Genomic DNA, 21610 nt, shown 5'->3' with positions numbered 1-21610 from the left:
GATATGAATACGTTATTTAGCTTATCGTGGCATCTAATGGTGCCAGAATTTATTATTCTCGGCGCCGCCATCCTCCTTTCCATATGTGATTTGTTTTTTAAGCTGAACCATAGATATGTAGCTCTTGGTGCGATTGCTGCCATCGTATTAGCAATCGTGTCATTAATTACTCTATATAGCGAACCGGCAGGAGATATTTTAAATGGATCGTTTGTGTTAGATGGATTTTCAAAAGGGTTTAAAACGTTGCTATTAGGTGCCTCAGCTCTCATTTTATGCACCGCGATGAGCGATGATAAGAAGAATCCAATCGAAGATAAGGGCGAATATTATTATTTATTTTTAATGGCGCTTCTTGGTGCGATGTTCATGGCTTCTAGTGTTGATTTTATTACCCTTTTCGTTGGTTTGGAGTTACTTTCACTTTCTTCTTATATTTTAGTAGGAATACGAAAAAAGAGCCGTGCATCAAATGAAGCGGCAATGAAATATGTCATTAGCGGAGGAATTGGAACGGCGATTACGCTCTTCGGAATGAGTTATTTATACGGTATTACAGGTTCAACTAACATTGTAGATATGCAAAAGGTACTCACTGGGGAGCTCGCTAGTGGTATTCAGTTATTGTTAGCTCTCGCATTTCTTTTATTGCTAGTTGGTCTCTCATTTAAAATTGCCACAGTGCCGTTTCATATGTGGGCACCTGATGTGTATGAAGGAGCGACTACACCTGTTACTGCTTTTCTTGGAACGATTTCTAAAATTGCTGGGTTCCTACTCATTATTCGTTTGTTCCTTATGATCTTTGCAAGTGTATTAATACAAGGAGATATGCAATCTTTATATGGGCATATGAGTATATATATTGCAGTGCTAGCAAGTATTACGATGATTGTTGGGAATGTAGTCGCGTTAAAACAATACAATATAAAGCGTTTATTTGCTTATTCAGGCATTGCACATGCGGGGTATTTACTCGTTCCACTTGTGGCATTATCACCATTTACGATGGATAGCATGTGGTTTTATATGCTGGCATACATGCTTATGAATATAGGCGCATTTGCCATTATCCACGGCTTAATCTTACAAAATGATGAGGAAAATATAACAATTTTCACAGGTTTATATAAAAGGTCGCCATTTACAGCGATAATGATGACAATTTTTATTTTATCGTTGGCTGGGATACCAGGAACGGCTGGATTCATTGGAAAGATTAATATCTTTTTAGGCGCACTTCATGTAGAGCCAGCACATTACGTACTAGCTTCGATTATGATGGGTACGACAGTTGTTTCATTCGTATATTATTTCCGTATTTTACAACAAATGTTTTTCCGCACCGGAGAGACAGAAGAGAGAATACGGTTACCGTTAAATATAAAGGTTGTTATGAGTCTTTGTGCAATTTCGATTGTAATACTAGGGATTATGCCGATGATTGGGTACAATTTCTTTTATGAATATTTTCCATTAATGAAAGATTTCTTCTTCTTAGGGAACGTGGTACAATAGTGAAAATAAAAGGTGTGGAGTCAGTACTCTGCGCTTTTTATTTTGTGTTAACTTGTAATGTAGATATACGTTTTTGGAAAGAAAATCACGATGTAAAATGTAAGATGTCTATGTGCATTTGAAAAAGTGTAGCTCCTACTTATTATGGTATCGTTTTTATATTCTTTCATAAGTAGTAGCTGAGTAAAAAGGGGTCGATTTTTTGGCACAACTTTTAGGGCAACAAGCACTGATTGCCATTGTTTCGCATTTATTGTTTATTACCATTACGTGGTGGGCCTTACAAGGCATTCACATTGAGCGTTTAATGAAGTCCGGAAAAGTGCTGCAGACGCGAGTATTACTCATCTTAATTACAATTGCAATTGGGACATCTGTAAGTAACTTTTTCCTTGATTATTTAGGCTATTCGAAGAGTTTAACGTATTTAGTAAAGTAAGTGTATAGAACCTCAAATCTCCGTTAACAATGGGGATAGGAGGGGATGAAATTGAAGCTTAAAGCCATTCTTATTGTTGCACTTAGTGTTGTTTTATTTTTGGTTGGATATAGAGAGATGAAACCGATAAGCGATGAACATAAAATGGAGAGCATGATCAAGGCTTTAGAGAAAAATGATGCTAAAGTAGAAAAATGGTCATGGTTAGCGAGAGAAACAAAAACAATTTCTAACATACATACGTTTCAAAAGTTGTTAAACGATGTGAAGGAAAAGGCAAATATTCAAAAGTGGGAAGTAGAGCAATCTCCAGATGGATATAAAGCTACATCCTATAAAAAGCTTTCTTCTTATGAAGAACGAGTAGTAGTAACTTGGAGTAAAGAAAATACTAAAGAAAACACTTTCATTATCTTTGAAGTAAGTGGGGCGAAATGGGACCCGAAGTATGTTCAAAACATGAATAAAATTTTTAGTGAAAAACCTATAATTTACACTTGTGTTCAAGGTGTACTGAATGATAAGATTGAAGGTGTTTTGCAAAATAAAACCAATCAGGTTTTGAAAGATCTTTCAGCAAGAGCGATCGAACAAGTAGAAGAAAGAGCATTTGTGTCAGTCTCCGCATACAATAAAAAGTGGGATGACGCTCTTTCAACAAATAGAGAGAAAATAAATGTGCAAATAGCAATACGTTCTACAGACAACAAAGATACAATTGTGGTTGGCACACCGATCATAACTTCTGAGTATTGAGTGAATAGATACTGAAAAAAGGACACGGAGGGGAATAATTTGGAAAAGATCATCGTCCGTGGCGGAAAGCGGTTAAACGGCACAGTGCGTGTTGAGGGCGCAAAAAATGCTGTATTACCTATAATCGCTGCAGCCCTATTAGCGAGTGATGGAAAGAATGTACTATCTGAAGTACCAGTTTTGTCTGATGTATACACAATTAATGAGGTATTACGTCATTTAAATGCTGAAGTCGTATTTGAAAATAATCAAGTAACAATCGATTCTTCTAAAGAACTAAACATTGAAGCACCATTTGAATATGTACGTAAAATGCGTGCATCTGTTCAAGTAATGGGACCATTATTAGCACGTAACGGTCGTGCTCGTATTGCACTTCCTGGTGGATGTGCAATTGGTTCACGTCCAATTGACCAACATTTAAAAGGCTTCGAAGCAATGGGAGCAAAAGTACAGGTTGGTAACGGTTTTGTTGAGGCATATGTTGAGGGAGAACTAAAAGGAGCTAAAATCTACTTAGACTTCCCAAGCGTAGGCGCGACAGAAAACATTATGTCTGCAGCTACATTAGCAAAAGGGACAACAATTCTTGAAAACGCAGCGAAAGAACCAGAAATCGTTGACTTAGCTAACTTCTTAAATGCGATGGGAGCGAAAGTACGCGGAGCTGGAACTGGAACGATTCGTATTGAAGGCGTTGATAAATTATATGGTGCAAACCACTCTATTATTCCTGACCGTATTGAAGCGGGAACATTCATGGTTGCAGCAGCAATTACTGGTGGAGACATCTTAATTGAAAATGCTGTACCTGAACATTTACGCTCAATTACAGCGAAAATGGAAGAAATGGGTGTTAAAATTATTGAGGAAAACGAAGGTGTACGTGTTATCGGCCCAGATAAGTTAAAAGCGGTTGATATTAAAACTATGCCTCACCCAGGTTTCCCAACAGACATGCAATCACAAATGATGGCATTATTACTACAAGCTGATGGAACAAGCATGATTACAGAAACGGTATTCGAAAACCGCTTTATGCACGTTGAAGAATTCCGTCGTATGAATGCTGATATTAAAATTGAAGGTCGTTCTGTTATTATGAACGGTCCAAACAGCTTACAAGGTGCTGAAGTAGCAGCAACTGACTTACGTGCTGCAGCTGCATTAATCTTAGCTGGTTTAGTATCAGAAGGTTATACTCGTGTAACTGAGTTAAAACATCTTGACCGTGGCTATGTAAACTTCCATAAGAAATTAGCTGCATTAGGTGCAACTATTGAACGTGTAAACGAAAAAGTAGAAGAAGTGAAAGAACAAGAAGTTTCTGATCTTCACGCTTAATTAAAATAGTCTCTATGTCTTTTGACATAGGGGCTATTTTTTTTGGTTATTACTGTTATAGTCAATAAATTCTATACTTATGCACGTACCAGTAAAAATATTTAGAAAATTTCTGTTTTATACTCTTCCCCTTAAGTATGTTCTAAAAGAAAGAGTTGTTCCATAAGAATGAATGGAGTAAAGCTTTTATATTGGAGGAAAATAGGATGAAATTTTCAAAGCCACTTTTTATTACAGTAGCGCTCTTAATAGCGCTCGTTATCATTGTACCTGCAGCCCTTGTTATTCCATTTGCGAAAGCAAAAGTAGGGGAAGAAACGGCCTCTAAAACTCCTCCAGCGATAGAAAGCATACCAGCTCCAGGAAAAGTAGATACAGCTGTTCAAGTTGCTGTATATCGCGAAAAACAGAAGAAGGTAGAAACATTACCAGTGGAGGAGTATGTGACAGGTGTAGTAGCTTCTGAGATGAATGCCAGTTTTGAAATAGAGGCACTAAAGGCGCAGGCATTAGCAGCGAGAACATTTGTAGTACAACGTATGCTAAGCGGAGGAAAGAAAAATAATGCGGACGTGACAGATACGGTGAAAGATCAAGTGTACAAAAGCAAAGATGAATTGAAGAAGCAATGGGGTAATAACTACGAAAATAATTTGAAGAAAATCGAAGAAGCCGTTTCGAAAACAGCAGGACAAGTTTTAACGTATGATGGAAAACCAATTTCAGCATCCTTCTTTTCAACGAGTAATGGTCGAACAGAAAATGCAGCTGACTATTGGGGAAATGATTATCCGTACTTGAAAAGTGTAGATAGTCCGTGGGATCAAGCCTCTCCAAAGTTTACGAGCGAGCAAACATTTACAGTAGCTGATTTTCAAAAACGTCTCGGTGTGAAAGTGCTAGCAGACGGGAAGGTTGGAAATATTAAAGACCTTACGGAAGGAAAGCGCGTAAAGGATGTAGCTTTTCAAGGAAAAACATTAACTGGAAAAGAAGTTCGTGAAAAGTTAGATTTACGTTCTTCTGATTTTACGTGGAAACAACAAGGAGATAAAATCATCGTTACGACGAAAGGTTTCGGTCACGGCGTTGGTATGAGTCAATACGGGGCGAACGGCATGGCAGCGGAAGGAAAGAAATATACAGATATTGTCGCTCATTACTATAAAGGCGTTGCAATAAAGACGATGAATGATTATGAAGGAAAATTGATGGTGAAGAAATAGGTGTCAGAACTCTGGCACCTATTTTTTTCTGTTTAAAATATCATAATTTTCCATTAACTGTTTGATATAATAGGATAAAAAGGCATTTGGGGGAAATGAAATGGCGTTACTAGAGTTGAAACAATTAGGGAAGGCGAACCAGTTACCGGAAATGGAGCTAAAGGTTGAAAAAGGGCAATGTATTGTTTTGCAATGCAATAATCATACAGCTAAAGTGTTACACCGCATTATTATTGGTCAAGAAGAAGCTTCAACTGGCAACGTACTGTTTGAAGGGGAAGCAATTGGAAAGAAAAATTATTCCCGCATAGGCTTTTGTTTTTTGAAGGATGAAGCATATGATCGTTTGAAGGTGAAGGAATACTTTAAGTTTTTAATAGGGCTTTATGAATCAAAGATAAGTATAGAAGAAGTTGTGCAGTCTGTTGGTCTCCTAGATAAGCTAAACGTTAAAGTAGAAAAACTATCATTTTCAGAGAAGCGTCGTCTTCATATTGGGCGAGTGATGATTCATAATCCGGATTTAATCATTTTGGAAGAACCGGAGCAAAATGTAGATATAGAGAGTACGGTTATTATTCGAAAAGCAATTATGAAAATGAAAGAACAAGGAAAGGCAATTTTTATTACGTCATCTTTCCTATCGGATGCCCTTTCGTTAACAGAGGATGTATACATATTAAACAACGATGGTGTGAAAAAAGTAGAAATTGAACAAGAGGAAGTGGAAGAAGTCGATGAAGAGAAGGTCGTTCAAATAATTCCGCAAATGAAGTTAGAAAGAATACCTGCGAAAGTGAACGATAAAATCATTTTACTTGATCCGATGGAAATCCATTTCATTGAAACACAAAACGGAGTAACACATATTCACGTTCGTGAAGGAGATTTCGTATGCGCTTTAACATTAGGTGAACTAGAAGCAAGGTTAACAGGTTTTGGTTTCTTTAGATGTCATCGCTCGTACCTTGTGAATTTACAAAGAGTGCGAGAAGTGATTACTTGGACTCGTAACAGTTTTAGCTTAATTTTAGACGACGAAAGAAAAAGTTCAATCCCGCTTTCAAAAGGACGAATGGATGAATTAAAAGGTGTTATTGGACTATAAAAGTGCTCCAATAAGCTCAACATGCGATTCATTCACCGGTAAAAATACTCCTTTTACCGGTATTTTAATGCGCCTCCCCTTTGTTTTTCATATGATTGAGTCAAGAAAAGCGAAACAAACGAACGAAAAGCGCTAAAGCGACTTTCATCTATAAAGAAGAAAAACAAAGGGGATGAAGAAATGACATTGGCAATTGAAATGAAAGATGTAATGAAAAGTTTCAGTGGAAAAACGGCACTTCGAAATGTAAATATTGAGGTGAAGCAAGGAGAGATATTCGGATTCCTCGGACCGAGTGGATCTGGTAAGACGACAACAGTAAAAATTTTAACTTCTCAATTGCTTCATAGTGTTGGAACGGTAAGAGTATTAGGGAAAGATATTACAGGACCAAGTAGCATCGATTACAAACGAATTGGTATTTTAACAGATAACAGCGGCTTATATGAAAGACTTAGCATTTATGATAACTTACTATTATTTTGTGACTTATACGATTGCAAAAAAGAACGAATCGATGAAGTACTAACACAAGTAAATTTATTAGATGATAAAAAAACACCAGTAAAGAAATTATCAAAGGGAATGAAGCAACGCGTCACACTAGCGAGAGCAATCCTTCATAAACCAGATATCCTCTTCTTAGATGAACCAACATCTGCACTTGATCCAGTAAACGTACAAAACATTCATAAAATCTTAAAAGACTTAAATGAAGAAGGAACGACGATTTTCTTAACGACTCACAACATGGATGAAGCAGAAACGCTTTGTAACCGCATTGCCTTCCTTTGTGGCGGAGAAATTGTAGCACTCGATACGCCAGAGAACCTGCGCTTACAATACGCTAAGGATCAAATAGAGGTCGTATTAAAAGGTAAACGAAAAGAAGTAGTGCAAAAAGATGAATTAGGCGCAAATCGTATTTCAGAATGGATGAAAAAGGGCGAACTGTTATCTATTCATTCACACGAACCAACGCTAGGCGATATTTTTATTGAAGTTACTGGGAGGGGATTATAATGACATTTTCAATGAGACGTGTATCAGCTATTTTTAGAAAAGAAGTACAAGATTTTAAGACAAATTCACAAGTGTTGTTAATGGCATTTTTACCAATTATACTTTCATTTTTGTTTAGCAGATTTGGAGTGGGAAAGGAAATGTTAGGTATTACTACTATAACGGCCTTCCTATTTGTCGCAGGCTTTGTTCAATCTATGGTAATTGCAGAAGAAAAAGAAAAACATACATTGCGTGTATTAATGCTATCACCGGCATCTTCGGTTGAAGTTCTACTTGGAAAGAGTTTATTAACCTCGGGTCTGACGATGGTCATTTGTATTGCAAATTTATTCATTTTAGATCAGTTAAATATTAACCTTCCATTGGTAGGATTGATATTCTTATGCGGAACTATTTTGTTTATCGTACTTGGAACAATGATCGGATTACTTGCATCTTCTGTACCACAAACATCAATAATTGGAATGCCGATATTAATGACGATGTATTTGGCTGTACAGTTTGAGCCAATGGTTGAAAATAAAGTAATTAAGACGATGATTGGATATCTTCCAACATCTCATATTGTGAAAGCACTTAAAAGCTTAGTAGGTGGGTCGGGATTTAGTAGTATTAGTGGGCATGTATTAAATGTTGCAGTTTGGCTTATTATATCGCTCGTTGTATGTTTAATCGTATATAAAAAGAAACAATTAGACTAAAAACTGAGCTAAAAGTGCTCAGTTTTTTCTTTTTTCTATCATTTCCTCGGAAATTTTACAGTTCTTATACATATTTTTACAGATTTTGTCGAAAAGTAATTAGTTATACGTTGTATAGGATACGTGAATATTGTTCAAAATGATTGCTGAGGTGATGATGGAATGCGAGGAAGAAATAATAAAAAGTCGCAAAAGGTAGTACATTTATTTCAAAAAAGATGGGTGTTTCCGGCACTATACATTGCTTGTGCAGCGGTAATCTTAATGGTTGCGCTATGGTTCCAAGGAGCTAATCCGAAGAAGACTCCAAACCACGATCAAGCAACACCGTATACACAATCGGAAGATCCAGCAGTACCAGTAACGAAATCTTCAGAAGTAGTGAAAATGCCAGCTGCCGCGAATGCGGAAGTAGTCGTACAAAAGAAATTCTATGAAGATGCAGCAACTGAGGCGGAACAAGAAAAAGCACTTGTCTTTTATAACAACACATATTCCCCGAACAAAGGAATTGACATTGCTGCGAAGAATGGAAAAGAATTCAATGTTGCTGCTGCTTTAAGTGGTACAGTAACGAAAGCTGAAAAAGATTCACTTCTTGGTTATGTTGTAACAGTTGATAGTGGAAATGGTGTAGCGGTATCTTATCAAAGCTTAGGCAGTGTGAAAGTAGAAAAAGGTGCAAGAGTTGCACAAGGTGAAGTATTAGGAACATCCGGTCTAAGTGCAATGAATAAAGAGGCAGGCTCTCACGTTCACTTTGAAGTACGTAAAGACAATGTGGCTGTGAACCCTGAACGTTACTTAAATAAATCAGTAACAGAAATTAAAGCTGATGCAGGTGCTGCAAAGGCTACGAATGCTTCTGGTAAAAAAGCTGATGACAAATCTCAAAAAGAAGAGAAGTCAACGAGCACGAAACCAGAAAGTAAAACAGAAGACAAGTCTCAAAAAGAAGAGAAATCAACAAGCGGTTCAACTAGTGACAAAAAAGAAGAACCGAAGAAAGAAGAAAAATCAACAAATGGTTCTACAGAATCATCTAACGATTCTTCTTCACAAGAATAAGAAAGTGAAAAAATCAGTTCCCACTAGGGGAGCTGATTTTTTTATTTTTATATAAAAATACTCAATTTCGAGAAAAAAGTTGCAAAAACAAGGAAAAATGACGAGATTCTCGAATATATATTACAAAAGGGAGGGGATACTGTGTCATTTTTATTTGTTCTGTCGACTGCTATTATTTTATTGTTTGTTTTATTTACTTTATATTATTATATTGCCGGTAAGAAAGAGGTTCCCCACCATCAATTATTAGAAGAAGAGTTTGAAAGAGAAGAATGACGCCTTATATATAAGGTGTCATTTTTTTTCGCTATAATAGTTAGTTTTAACGTATTTCTCACAAAAAAACGTAATTTTTCTTAACTTAGTCCGCAAAAATAGTGAACATGTAGCATATATCAGTAGTGCGGGCAATACAATGGTATAAACCAAAGCAAAGAGAGTGTTTGAGGTGAGAAATCGTGAATCATTTCATTATAAATCCAAGAATGTTTAACGCTTACAAACAGCACTCACACTTACTTCTTAGTCGTATGCAGCGAGGCTCATTTCACCCTTCTCACATCCAAATTAGGGAGGCGAGTGGTGTGCACGATTACATCAAAGAGAGAACTATCAAGATTGGTAAGTATATCGTGGAGACAAGAAAGACAGTGCGTGTCATTGCAAAGGAATTTGGGGTATCAAAGAGTACAGTCCATAAAGATTTAACAGAACGTCTACCAGAAATTAATCCAGAGCTCGCAAATGAAGTGAAAGAAATTCTTGATTACCATAAGTCTATTCGTCATTTAAGAGGTGGAGAAGCAACAAAGCAAAAGTATAGAAAAGAAGATGTAGAGAAGCCTGTACGTCAATAATGTTACAGTAGCAAACATTCCGTTCACATTCGGTAATATTTTTCAGAAGAATTCTTTTTGCGAATATTACGTTTCTGTTAAATTTATGATAAAATCAGAAATTAGGTGAAAAGAATTCGGGTGTAACCTGATTTTGAATATCGAGGAGGAAAAAACGGGAATGTTTGCGCGAGATATCGGAATTGACCTAGGTACGGCTAACGTATTAATTCATGTTAAAGGTAAGGGTATTGTATTAAATGAGCCATCTGTTGTGGCAATTGATCGTAATAGTGGTAAAGTATTAGCAGTAGGTGAAGAAGCGAGAAGCATGGTGGGACGTACACCGGGTAATATTGTAGCAATTCGTCCACTTAAAGATGGTGTAATCGCAGACTTCGAAATTACAGAAGCAATGTTAAAGTATTTCATTAACAAATTGGACGTAAAGAGCTTCTTTTCAAAACCTCGTATTTTAATTTGTTGTCCAACAAATATTACATCAGTAGAACAAAAAGCAATTCGTGAAGCTGCTGAACGTTCAGGTGGTAAAACAGTATTTTTAGAAGAAGAACCAAAAGTAGCCGCAGTTGGTGCTGGTATGGAAATCTTCCAACCAAGCGGTAACATGGTTGTTGATATTGGTGGAGGTACAACAGATATCGCTGTACTATCTATGGGTGATATTGTTACCTCTTCCTCTATCAAAATGGCTGGCGATAAGTTTGATATGGAGATCTTAAACTATATTAAACGTAAGTATAAGCTATTAATCGGAGAACGTACTTCAGAAGATATTAAAATTAAAGTTGGTACAGTATTCCCAGGTGCACGTAGCGAAGAGCTTGAAATTCGCGGACGTGACATGGTAACAGGCTTACCACGTACAATTACAGTATGCTCTGAAGAAATTACAGAAGCATTAAAAGAAAATGCAGCTGTTATTGTACAAGCTGCAAAAGGCGTATTAGAGCGCACACCACCAGAATTATCTGCAGATATCATCGACCGCGGTGTTATTCTAACAGGCGGTGGAGCTTTACTACACGGTATCGACATGCTTTTAGCAGAAGAACTAAAAGTACCAGTATTAATTGCTGAAAACCCAATGCACTGCGTTGCGGTTGGTACAGGTATTATGTTAGAGAATATCGATAGATTACCAAAGCGTGCTTTGAGATAATTTGAAAGAACTAAGGCTGACGCCTTAGTTCTTTTTTTTCGTTTTTATATTTTTTTATTTTGATTTTTTGCGAAAATGGAAGGAAAATAGAGAAATGTGAAGGAAACAGGTAAAATATTCATATATATGGTTAAATTTAATATTTCCTTAATTGAAAACGTTTATAATATAATGAGTCGAATACGACATTAAGGCAAATAATGTTTCAATACATATTGCCTTTCCCTAATTTGGGCATACACTCCTTTCCACCTCCGTGTCAGTTGCAAAAATGTGCAACTATTTTAATGGAATAGAGTGTGTGCATTTTTTTTTAGGAAGTTGTACTAAATATAAAATGTTACTTTGTAATGACAAACAATAAACAAAATGGGATAATAGCAATATGTCCAAGTGGTAAGACCAATATTACAAAAGGGGCGATTGTTACATGCTAAATATAGAACAAATTAAAGAAATCATTCCTCACCGCTATCCATTTTTACTTGTTGATAAAATATTAGAAGTAGATGAAGGTAAAAGAGCGGTTGGGATTAAAAATGTATCCGCAAACGAAGAATTCTTTAACGGACACTTCCCTGACTATGCAGTTATGCCTGGTGTACTTATTGTAGAAGCATTAGCACAAGTCGGAGCAGTTGCAGTATTAAAGAAAGAAGAAAACCGCGGAAGACTTGCTTTCTTTGCAGGTATCGACAATTGCCGTTTCAAAAAACAAGTACGACCAGGTGATCAGCTTCGTCTAGAAGTAGAAATGACACGCGTACGCGGCCCAATTGGAAAAGGAAAAGCAATCGCAACAGTAGATGGTGAAGTTGCATGTGAGGCAGAAATTACATTTGCGATTGGTGATAAAAAAGAATAGATAGTACTAAAAAATCTCCTTGTGAAAAGACAAGGGGATTTTTTAATTTCTGTTATATAACGATGAAACGATAATATACAAACTAATCAGAAAATATCTTGTAAATAGATGGTAATTACCATATACTTACTTTATTATTTATCTAGAAAACAGGATAAGTGATAAAGGTAATAAAGAAATAAGGCCATTGTCATATTGTTAAGGTACTTAAATAAGACAAAGTAGGATGTTATTGATTATGATGAAATGTGGGGAACTCAGCAAGAATATTAATTAGACGTATGAAATCGAGCATAAGAGAGAGAAAAGGGAAATGTCGCATTTCACAAAAGGAGATTATGAATATGTTCGGGAGAAAGAAAAGAAAACCATTACGACAATTAATTACACATAAAGAGCCTAAATCGCGTATTACAGAACAATACCGTAACATTCGTACAAACATTGAGTTTACATCTGTAGATAACCATGTTCGTTCTATTATTGTTACTTCAGCAGATCCAGGTGATGGGAAAACAACAACAATCTCAAACTTAGCAGTTGTTTTCGGACAACAAGGAAAGAAAGTTTTATTAATTGGAGCTGACTTGCGTAAGCCGACGATACAAAACTTATTTGCCATTCATAGTTCAAATGGGTTAACAAACTTATTATCAGGACAAGCAAAACTTATGCAATGCATTCAAAAAACAGATATAGAGAACGTATACTTAATGGCAGCAGGTCCAATCCCGCCAAACCCAGCAGAACTATTAGGGAGCCGGGCAATGGACGAGGCGTTGCTAGAAGCATATAACATGTTTGATATTATATTAATCGACACACCACCTGTCCTTGCGGTTACAGATGCACAAATACTTGCAAATAAATGTGATGGAATCGTACTCGTTGTACGAAGTGAAAAGACAGAAAAAGATAAAATCGTAAAAGCGAAACAAATATTAGATAAAGCATCAGGTAAACTACTTGGAGTCGTTTTAAACGATAAAAGAGAAGAAAAAGAGCAGTATGGTTATTATTAAAATATGAAAAAGCCAACAAATTTTTGTTGGCTTTTTTGTTTTCTGAAAATTATTTATCAAGATATACATTGTAAAAAGCATGATATGATAAAATTTTTGGGAAATCATTGGAATGTGTTGTCATATTTAAGATTATTTTGTAAGATTAAACTTGTTTCTTGTGAACAAATATAGAACTGAATTATTAAAAATAAAAAATGTAAGATTTATATGTTATAATTTTTCCTATGTGTAAATTTTAGAAAGTTGGAGGAACTTATGGAAGAAACAATTAATTTAAAAGAGTTATTTCATATCTTAAAAAAACGTTTAGCAATGATCCTCGTAATCGCCTTTGGTGCAGCTATTGTAAGTGCTATCTTTAGCTTTTTTATTATGACACCAATCTATCAATCTTCGACACAGATTCTTGTTAATCAGAAGAAACAAGAGGGGACAGCTATTCAATTTAATGAAGTGCAAACAAATATTCAATTGACCAATACATATAAGGTTATCATTAAAAGTCCTGTTATTTTAGACCAAGTGAAAGAAAAATTAGGTCTAAATATAACAACGCAAGAACTAAACAAGCAAATTGAAGTGACGAATGAAAAAGATTCACAGGTTGTATTAGTGACTACGAAAGATAAAAATCCGAAAATGGCTCGTGATATTGCAAATACCACTGCAGAAGTGTTTAAAAATGAAGTTGCAAAAATTATGAGTATTGATAATGTAACCGTATTATCAAAAGCAGAAATTGTAGAGAAGCAGGCACCAATTAAACCAAATCCGATGTTAAACATAATAATTGCTTTCGTAGTTGGGCTAATTGCTTCAGTTGGAATGGCATTCTTACTAGAATACCTAGATAACACAGTGAAAAAAGAAGAAGATGTAGAGAAAGTGCTTGGTTTACCAGTGTTAGGTATTGTAGCTCGTATGGATGAAGAAACAATGAATGTAAAATCACACGCTCCATCATCAAGAAAAGTGAGGGGACAAACAATTGGCTCTTAATTTATTTAAAAAGAAAAAAAATCATCGTCAACGTCGTCAATTAATTGCTCATCAACAACCGAAATCACCGATTTCAGAGCAATATCGTAATATTCGAACGAATATTGAATTTGCAGCTGTTGATACAAATTTGCATTCGTTAATGGTAACATCGGCAAACCCAAGTGAAGGGAAAACGACAACGACAGCTAATATGGCAGTTGTATTTGCTCAACAAGGAAAGAAAGTACTATTAATCGATGCGGATATGCGTAAACCAGCGATGCATCAAATGTTCCAACTAGATAATATTTTTGGACTAACCAACGTATTAACAAATAGTGAACGTTTAGAGAAATGTATACAAGCGACTTCTGTAGACAATCTAGGCTTTTTAGCATGTGGTCCAATCCCACCAAATCCAGCAGAATTATTAGGTTCGAAATCAATGAAAGAACTTCTTGGACAAGCATACAGTATGTACGATTTAGTTATTTTCGATTTGCCACCTATTTTAGCCGTTACCGATGCACAAATTATGGCAAATGTATGTGATGCTTCTATTCTTGTTGTACGTAGTGAAGCAACGGAAAAAGAAACAGCAGTAAAAGCAAAAGGATTGTTAGAATCGGCTAAAGGTAAATTATTGGGCGTTGTTCTCAACGATCGTGAACGTGAAGAAGGCTTATATTATTATTACGGTGCAAACTAATTAAAAGAGTGAGATATGGTTGAAACATATCTCCTTTTTTCCCTTGAATATGAGAAATCTCTCATATTCAAGGGAAAAAAGATCTTTATAGGAGAGAGGGAGGATGAAATAAATGATAGATTTACATTGTCACATTTTACCTGGTATCGATGACGGTGCACAGACAGTAACCGATAGTTTAGTGATGGCACAACAAGCCGTGTCAGAAGGAATACATACCATTGTTGCTACACCACACCATCAAAACGGAAAGTATATAAATGAACGTACTTCAATTATTCATGAAGTAAAACAACTAAATGATGCACTACAACAACATAATATCCCACTTACTATTTTACCTGGGCAAGAGGTCAGATTATATGGTGATTTATTAGAAGACTATGAAGCTGGTAAAGTTGTTACTTTAAATGAGACAAATAAATATATATTCATTGAATTTCCATCGAATCACGTACCGCGTTATGCTGAACAATTATTATACGAATTACGTGTAAAAGGAATGGTTCCAATTATTGTTCACCCGGAACGTAATGCCGAGTTAATCGAGCGGCCAGATAAGTTATATAACCTTGTTAATAAAGGGGCACTGACACAAGTAACAGCAGGAAGCTTATTAGGAAAGTTCGGGAAGAAAATTAAAAAGTTTTCACTACAACTTGTGGAGCATAATTTAACGCATATGGTCGCTTCAGATGCACATAACACAACGTCAAGAGGATTCTATCTAGCAGAAAGCTATGAATTAATTGAAAAGGAATTTGGAATGAATGTTATGAGCGACCTAAAAGAAAATCCGTACTTATTAATTAGCGGGAAAGCGATTTATAAAGAAGATCCGGAACAAATTCGTCGTAAAAAATTGTTCGGTATTTTTTAAATAAAGAACTGGTGATGTCTCCTAACCGTTATCAACGGGGGCACTCGATCGTGCTGTGGGTAGAAATTTTTTTGCGCCTACCTTAGACGCTTGTCGTCGGGAGTATGACGTGAGGGTGGGTTAGATGCCCATAATTTATTTATGACAGAAACTCTACCTATGGAGTTATAACTATGATGAATTTATAGGTAGGGTTTTTGTTATTGTTACATATAAATAAATAAATTTGGGGGACTGAAATTGAAAAAAGTAAGAAAAGCAATTATTCCAGCTGCTGGTCTTGGGACGAGGTTTTTACCAGCAACGAAAGCGATGCCGAAAGAAATGTTACCAATCGTTGATAAACCAACTATTCAATACATAGTAGAAGAAGCGATTGAGTCGGGAATTGAAGATATTATTATTGTTACTGGAAAAGGAAAGCGTGCCATTGAGGACCACTTTGATCATTCTTTCGAGCTTGAGCAAAGCCTTTTAGAAAAAGGAAAGTATGAAATGCTTGAAAAAGTACAAGCGTCTTCAAAAATTAACATTCATTACATAAGACAAAAGGAACCAAAAGGGCTGGGACACGCAGTATGGTGTGCACGTAAGTTTATTGGAAATGAGCCGTTTGCTGTATTATTGGGTGATGATATAGTACAAGCTGAAACACCTTGTTTACGTCAATTGATGGATCAATACGAAGGGACACAATCATCCGTAATTGGTGTACAAACAGTACCTGAAAATGAAACACATCGCTACGGTATTATTGATCCGGTTGAAAAAAATGATCGTCGTTATCAAGTGCGTCAGTTTGTTGAAAAGCCAGCTCAAGGAACAGCACCATCTAACTTAGCGATTATGGGGCGCTACGTATTAACACCAGAAATCTTTATGTTCCTTGATAACCAACAGAAAGGTGCAGGCGGAGAAATTCAACTAACAGATGCGATCCAACGCTTAAATGAAATTCAACGTGTGTTTGCGTATGATTTTGAGGGGATTCGTTATGATGTTGGAGAGAAGTTTGGATTTATTAAGACAACGATTGAAATGGCGCTTCAGCATGAAGAATTAAAAGATGAGTTAATTGAATATATGAATGAGATCCTGGTCCAAAAAAACGTATATATATAAAGTGAGGTGGGATTATTTTGACGCTGGTAAAAATGCCAAGTGAAGGTATAAAGAAAGAGAATAGTTTAGTAGTTGACCTCGAGAAATTAAATAAACGTAAAGGGTACTGGATAGTTAAACGTTGTATAGATTGTATAGGGGCTCTATGTGGAATATTATTACTCTTTCCCGTCTTTTTAATTGTATCACTAATGATTAAATATGAAGACCCAAAAGGTCCTGTGCTTTTTAAACAAATCCGGGTCGGAAGAAACGGTAAAGAATTCAATATGTACAAATTTCGTTCTATGGTTACAGATGCTGAAGAGAGACTCAATGATATACTAAAATATAATGAGGTCTCTGGGGCTATGTTTAAAATGAAAGAAGACCCTAGGGTGACAAAGATAGGTAAATTTATTCGAAAAACTAGTCTAGATGAATTGCCACAACTAATTAATGTTTTAAAGGGTGAAATGAGCTTAGTTGGACCAAGACCACCATTGGTTAGAGAAGTAAGAGAGTACGATTCATATGATATGCAACGATTAATGATAGTACCAGGTTGCACTGGATTATGGCAAGTGAGTGGTAGGAGTAGTTTAAGTTTTAAAGATATGGTGGAACTGGATATAACTTATATCAATAAAATGAGTTTTCTATTTGATTTAATTATTATTTTTAAAACCTTTAATGTAATAATGGGTGATAAAGATGCGTATTAAATTTCGTACCTAAAAAATGAACTATGAAGTAGGAGAAGAGTAGCATAATGGAAAAAAAATTAACTATTGCAATCTGTACATACAATAGGGTGAAGTTACTTTTAGAAACAATGGAATCACTAGCAATGTTGAATAGTATTAAAAAGGCTGAAGTATTAATTGTTGATAATAATTCAAGTGATAATACTGAAAGTGAAGTGGCCAAATTTATTCAAAACGCAAATTATGAAATACGATATATTAATGAAAAAAGACAAGGCCTTTCTTTTGCAAGAAATACAGCTATAGAACATTCTGAAGGTAAGTATATTGCTTTTTTAGATGATGATGCAATACCTGATTCTAATTGGATTGAAAGCATTATTCAGTTTTTTGAAGTGAATGATGAAGTTTATGCTGTAGGAGGGAAGATTATCCCTAAGTTTGAAACTGAGAGACCTTCATGGTTGGTTGAAGGTTTAGAATATTCATATACAATTGTAGATTTAGGGGAAGAAAGAAGAGAATATCCAGGAAATTTATACCCTTTTGGGGCTAATATGGCATTTAGGAGATCAGTACTAGAAAAATATAAGTTCCCTACTCATCTAGGAAGAAAAGGTACGACACTTATTTCTGGTGAAGAGACATGGCTGTTTAATAAATTAAAAGAGGAAAATTGGGAATATTGTTATATACCTAATATGGTTGTGAAACACTTTGTACCGGTGGAAAGATTAGAAAAAGATTGGGTTTTAAAGCGGTTTTATTTCCAGGGAGTAACTAAGAAACTGATGTGTACTAACAGAACCGAAAATGTAAAGTCAGTAATTGAGATGTTCTTGAAATATATCTATACGTGTGTAAAAGGGCCTTTTTTGCAAGACGAAGGAGAAAAATTATTAAATCAATGTCGTCAAAACAGTATACGAGGCTTTTGTAATTATTTTTTCAAGAAATCTAGTTAATATCATAATGGATATGGGGATTTAAAAATGATAAAAATAAATTTATTGAACAATAACATACAAATGAGAGGGATACTATTGTCTCTATTTGTTATTGCGTTTATAGGGGTGCTAACCCCTGTAAATTATATATTGCCCATAGTAATCATGTTATTTTTGGTGATTTCTTTGATGATTATAAAATTCCCGGATAATTATGGATATTTTGTATTAATCATTAGTTCAATATCTTTACAATATATTATCCATGTTTCTTTGGGCCCGTTGGATATGGCATCTATATATAAATTATTACTATTATTAATGATAGTAATGGCTATTTTTCGTTTGGGATATAATATATCTTTTGTATATTTGCCAATTATCTTTTTTATAATTTTATTAAATAGTATTATTTTTTCAAAGTTGCCAATAAATTTATCATATATTGATATTATGAAAGCATTTATTGGATTAGTTACTCCTTGGGGGCTACTACTAATTAGATGGCCACGATATACTTGGAAAACTATAATTAATTTAATTTGTCTTTTGCCAATTATTAGTGCCTCTGTGGGAGGCGTACTAACGTTACTTGGAGTATACCAATTTTATTCATATGAATATACAGGTGTAATGAGGTTTCAAGGTTCAAATATTCCAGCGCATTTAGCAATGCTTGCATACATAGCATTTGTAGTCGCGCTTATTGAAGGGAAACGAAGTCATAAACGATATTATATATTGGCTTTAACAAATTTTTTAATATTATTACTAACGGGGACAAGAGGCCCGTTAATAGCTACTATATTACCAATTTCAGTGTATTTCTTAGATAATATTAAAGCATTTTTATCAGGGAAAATTAAATATTTAATGTCACTGATGATCTTTCTGGGTGTGTTAATAACGATGTTTATCCTAGAAAAAGATAAATTACTAGCACGTAGCAAATCAGATGGAGGAACTGTTTTGAATTTATCAGGAAGGGATGAAGCTTGGCAATTCTTTCTTGATAAAGCACATGATTCTTCATTATTTGGTAAGGGAATAGGATCAATTTTACTAGCGAACGATGGTTCGATTTTTGGTGGATTTGTTGTTCCACATAATGAATATATACGTTTTTATTATGAAACAGGTTATGTGGGCTCAATATTATTATTAGGAACCTTTATTTTTACCTTTTGGCTTATTTATAGAGAGCTTGATAAAAAGATACGTCTGTATTACATCTCCTTTGTTATAGGGACATTAATTTATTCTTTTTCAGATAATACGTTTTCAACAGTACAGTACACTGTACCGTTCTGTTGGTATTTAAGTGTAATGTATTCAGCGTCTATAAAGCGTCCGATATCTAACTAGAATAATTAATAATTTTTATATAGCATATCATTTTGGAGGAAAATACAATGAAATTATTTCTGGTAGGACCAGACTTTCATGATTATAATACTTCTTTAGCATTAGCATTTTCTAATAATAATTTTAAAACACATGTTATGGCCTATCAAGATCGTAACAAGAGTGGGAAAGAAATATTAGAAAATAAGATATTTCCTAAAATAGGGTTATATAAATATCAGCAAGAAAATTTAAAACGTTTTAATGATGAATTTGTTGAAGAAGTATTAAAATATAGACCAACGGTATTAGTTGTTATAAGAGGAGATTATATTTTAAAAGACTCGCTCCTAAAAATTAAGAGAAATATCCCAGAAATAAAATGTGTTTTATGGATGATGGACTCATTATCAAGATTTCCTAAAGCACTAGAATCTTTAGAAATGTATTATAAGGTGGTATGTTTTGAAGAAGATGATAAGAAGTACTTTGAGGATGTTAATAAGAGGATATACATACCGATGGGATATAATTCAAATACTTATCAGCAAAGTCAAGAAGATAAGGATATAGACATATGTTTTGCAGGATATGGATATCCAAAAAGGAAAAAAATATTAAATGGGCTTATTAAGCAACTATGCGATGAAAATTTAAAAATCATTATTATTGGTGAATATGGAAATATAAGAAGGCCATTGACATATATGTATCAAAAGATTAAATATAGATATTTATATAAAGCTGTAAAAAATTATAATGTTACGCCTGAAGAGTTAAATAAACTTTATAATAGAAGTAAAATTTGTCTTAATATAAATTTTGAAGGCCATCATGGGATAAATCCTAGAACTTTTGAAATTGCAGCAACCAACTCTTTTCAGCTAACAGATTTTAATAAAGGATTAAGTGATTTTTATGATATACAAGAGGATATCATTGTATATGAAGAAGTTAACGATTTAGTAGAAAAAGTACGATATTATTTAAAGAATGAGAAAGAAAGAAACCGTATTGCAAATAATGCATATGAAAAAACTGTAAATAAACAATCCATGGAAAATAGGGTGGAAGAATTTCTAAAACAGATGAATAACAGAGGATGAAAATGAAAGAGAACTTTATAGGTGATATTAAGGTTACAGTGACGGATGAAGTACATGTATTTAATTATTTGGGGGAGAGAATAGAAAATAAGATAAAATCAAAGGTGTTTTTTTTAAATGCACATTGTTTCAATGTTGCTCAAACCGATTCTATGTATAAAGAAAATTTAAATAGTGCGGATGTAGTTCTAAATGATGGAATAGGAATAGATATAGCTGCAAAATTATTTGGTTTTCAATTTCATCAAAATATGAATGGTACAGATTTCACTCCAAATTTATTGAGATACGCTGAAGAAAAAGGTTATACAGTATATTTATTAGGCGGTAAACCGGGAGTTGCAGAAGAGGCAGGAAAAAATCTAACAAACGATTTGAAGAATTTACAGATCATTGGAGTTAAGGATGGTTATTTCTTTAGTAATGAGTCAGATGTGTTGCAAGATATTAATCAAAAAAAACCCGATATTTTGATTGTAGGATTAGGTGTACCTTTGCAAGAAAATTGGATTTCTGAAAAAATTTCTCAGCTAGACGTAAACGTCGTAGTAGGTGTAGGGGCATTTTTAGATTTTTATTCAAAGCGAGTTACTCGTGCACCAAAGTGGATGAGGAACTGTAAATTAGAGTGGTTATTTCGATTATTAATTGAACCGAGAAGGCTATTTAAAAGATATGTAATTGGAATACCTTTATTTTTTATCTATATCTTAAAGGGGAAATTTATCAAATAGAAAGGC

The 21610-nt window shown here is 34.7% G+C and carries 23 protein-coding genes; all 23 read left to right on the top strand.

Annotated elements, in window-relative coordinates; all coding sequences use genetic code 11:
- The first annotated feature begins 3 nt into the window (after positions 1-3).
- Positions 4-1518, top strand: coding sequence for an NADH-quinone oxidoreductase subunit NuoN (nuoN, locus tag ACX9TM_RS26710; RefSeq protein WP_065381941.1), 1515 nt, complete (start codon positions 4-6; stop codon positions 1516-1518).
- Between the two features lie 202 nt (positions 1519-1720).
- Positions 1721-1957 (top strand): DUF1146 family protein, encoded by a 237-nt coding sequence (locus ACX9TM_RS26705; protein ID WP_000057889.1) that lies wholly within the window; start codon positions 1721-1723, stop codon positions 1955-1957.
- A gap of 51 nt (positions 1958-2008) precedes the next feature.
- Entirely contained in the window at positions 2009-2713 is a 705-nt protein-coding gene (locus ACX9TM_RS26700; RefSeq protein WP_000767900.1) for a YwmB family TATA-box binding protein, read from the top strand.
- A 39-nt stretch (positions 2714-2752) separates the two neighbouring features.
- A complete protein-coding gene (gene murA / locus ACX9TM_RS26695; RefSeq protein WP_000411274.1) occupies positions 2753-4057 on the top strand; it encodes a UDP-N-acetylglucosamine 1-carboxyvinyltransferase in 1305 nt (434 codons plus the stop codon).
- Positions 4058-4263: 206 nt separating this feature from the next.
- Positions 4264-5283, top strand: a complete 1020-nt coding sequence (gene spoIID / locus ACX9TM_RS26690) for a stage II sporulation protein D (RefSeq protein WP_000672662.1) — start codon at positions 4264-4266, stop codon at positions 5281-5283.
- Positions 5284-5383: 100 nt separating this feature from the next.
- Positions 5384-6391 (top strand): LytTR family transcriptional regulator DNA-binding domain-containing protein, encoded by a 1008-nt coding sequence (locus ACX9TM_RS26685; protein ID WP_063220195.1) that lies wholly within the window; start codon positions 5384-5386, stop codon positions 6389-6391.
- A gap of 180 nt (positions 6392-6571) precedes the next feature.
- Entirely contained in the window at positions 6572-7414 is an 843-nt protein-coding gene (locus ACX9TM_RS26680) for an ABC transporter ATP-binding protein (RefSeq protein ID WP_000170866.1), read from the top strand.
- A complete protein-coding gene (locus ACX9TM_RS26675) occupies positions 7414-8118 on the top strand; it encodes an ABC transporter permease (RefSeq protein ID WP_047792181.1) in 705 nt (234 codons plus the stop codon). The genes ACX9TM_RS26680 and ACX9TM_RS26675 overlap by 1 nt, the downstream gene beginning before the upstream one ends.
- Before the next feature lie 162 nt (positions 8119-8280).
- On the top strand, positions 8281-9186 hold the full coding sequence (spoIIQ, locus tag ACX9TM_RS26670) for a stage II sporulation protein SpoIIQ (RefSeq protein ID WP_001214926.1): 906 nt from the start codon (positions 8281-8283) through the stop codon (positions 9184-9186).
- A 141-nt stretch (positions 9187-9327) separates the two neighbouring features.
- On the top strand, positions 9328-9462 hold the full coding sequence (locus ACX9TM_RS26665) for a hypothetical protein (protein WP_000008901.1): 135 nt from the start codon (positions 9328-9330) through the stop codon (positions 9460-9462).
- 308 nt (positions 9463-9770) lie between these two features.
- Complete coding sequence (spoIIID, locus tag ACX9TM_RS26660; protein WP_000544012.1) at positions 9771-10043, top strand: sporulation transcriptional regulator SpoIIID; 273 nt, start codon at positions 9771-9773, stop codon at positions 10041-10043.
- A 160-nt stretch (positions 10044-10203) separates the two neighbouring features.
- Entirely contained in the window at positions 10204-11205 is a 1002-nt protein-coding gene (locus tag ACX9TM_RS26655; RefSeq protein ID WP_000457978.1) for a rod shape-determining protein, read from the top strand.
- A 430-nt stretch (positions 11206-11635) separates the two neighbouring features.
- Positions 11636-12070, top strand: coding sequence for a 3-hydroxyacyl-ACP dehydratase FabZ (gene fabZ / locus ACX9TM_RS26650; protein ID WP_000931959.1), 435 nt, complete (start codon positions 11636-11638; stop codon positions 12068-12070).
- A gap of 344 nt (positions 12071-12414) precedes the next feature.
- Positions 12415-13092: a CpsD/CapB family tyrosine-protein kinase gene (locus ACX9TM_RS26645; protein WP_000467956.1), complete on the top strand. Its 678-nt coding sequence runs from the start codon at positions 12415-12417 to the stop codon at positions 13090-13092.
- Between the two features lie 258 nt (positions 13093-13350).
- Positions 13351-14094 (top strand): YveK family protein, encoded by a 744-nt coding sequence (locus ACX9TM_RS26640; protein ID WP_065381925.1) that lies wholly within the window; start codon positions 13351-13353, stop codon positions 14092-14094.
- Entirely contained in the window at positions 14084-14785 is a 702-nt protein-coding gene (locus tag ACX9TM_RS26635) for a CpsD/CapB family tyrosine-protein kinase (protein WP_065381926.1), read from the top strand. The genes ACX9TM_RS26640 and ACX9TM_RS26635 overlap by 11 nt, the downstream gene beginning before the upstream one ends.
- A 112-nt stretch (positions 14786-14897) precedes the next feature.
- Positions 14898-15665 carry a tyrosine-protein phosphatase gene (locus ACX9TM_RS26630; RefSeq protein WP_065381927.1) on the top strand — a complete coding sequence of 256 codons (768 nt, stop codon included), beginning with the start codon at positions 14898-14900 and terminating at the stop codon, positions 15663-15665.
- A gap of 240 nt (positions 15666-15905) precedes the next feature.
- Positions 15906-16787: a UTP--glucose-1-phosphate uridylyltransferase BpsC gene (bpsC, locus tag ACX9TM_RS26625; protein ID WP_065381928.1), complete on the top strand. Its 882-nt coding sequence runs from the start codon at positions 15906-15908 to the stop codon at positions 16785-16787.
- A 17-nt stretch (positions 16788-16804) separates the two neighbouring features.
- Positions 16805-17491, top strand: coding sequence for a sugar transferase (locus ACX9TM_RS26620; RefSeq protein ID WP_065381929.1), 687 nt, complete (start codon positions 16805-16807; stop codon positions 17489-17491).
- A gap of 47 nt (positions 17492-17538) precedes the next feature.
- On the top strand, positions 17539-18438 hold the full coding sequence (locus ACX9TM_RS26615) for a glycosyltransferase (RefSeq protein WP_065381930.1): 900 nt from the start codon (positions 17539-17541) through the stop codon (positions 18436-18438).
- Between the two features lie 27 nt (positions 18439-18465).
- On the top strand, positions 18466-19785 hold the full coding sequence (locus tag ACX9TM_RS26610; RefSeq protein WP_077393185.1) for an O-antigen ligase family protein: 1320 nt from the start codon (positions 18466-18468) through the stop codon (positions 19783-19785).
- Between the two features lie 47 nt (positions 19786-19832).
- Positions 19833-20870, top strand: coding sequence for a CgeB family protein (locus ACX9TM_RS26605; RefSeq protein ID WP_065381931.1), 1038 nt, complete (start codon positions 19833-19835; stop codon positions 20868-20870).
- Between the two features lie 2 nt (positions 20871-20872).
- On the top strand, positions 20873-21604 hold the full coding sequence (locus tag ACX9TM_RS26600; RefSeq protein WP_065381943.1) for a WecB/TagA/CpsF family glycosyltransferase: 732 nt from the start codon (positions 20873-20875) through the stop codon (positions 21602-21604).
- Positions 21605-21610: the final 6 nt, after the last annotated feature.

This window comes from Bacillus sp. LH1 (genome assembly GCF_057924895.1).
The sequence above is the reverse complement of the archived record's forward strand: the minus strand, read 5'-3'. Positions and strand labels throughout refer to the sequence as shown.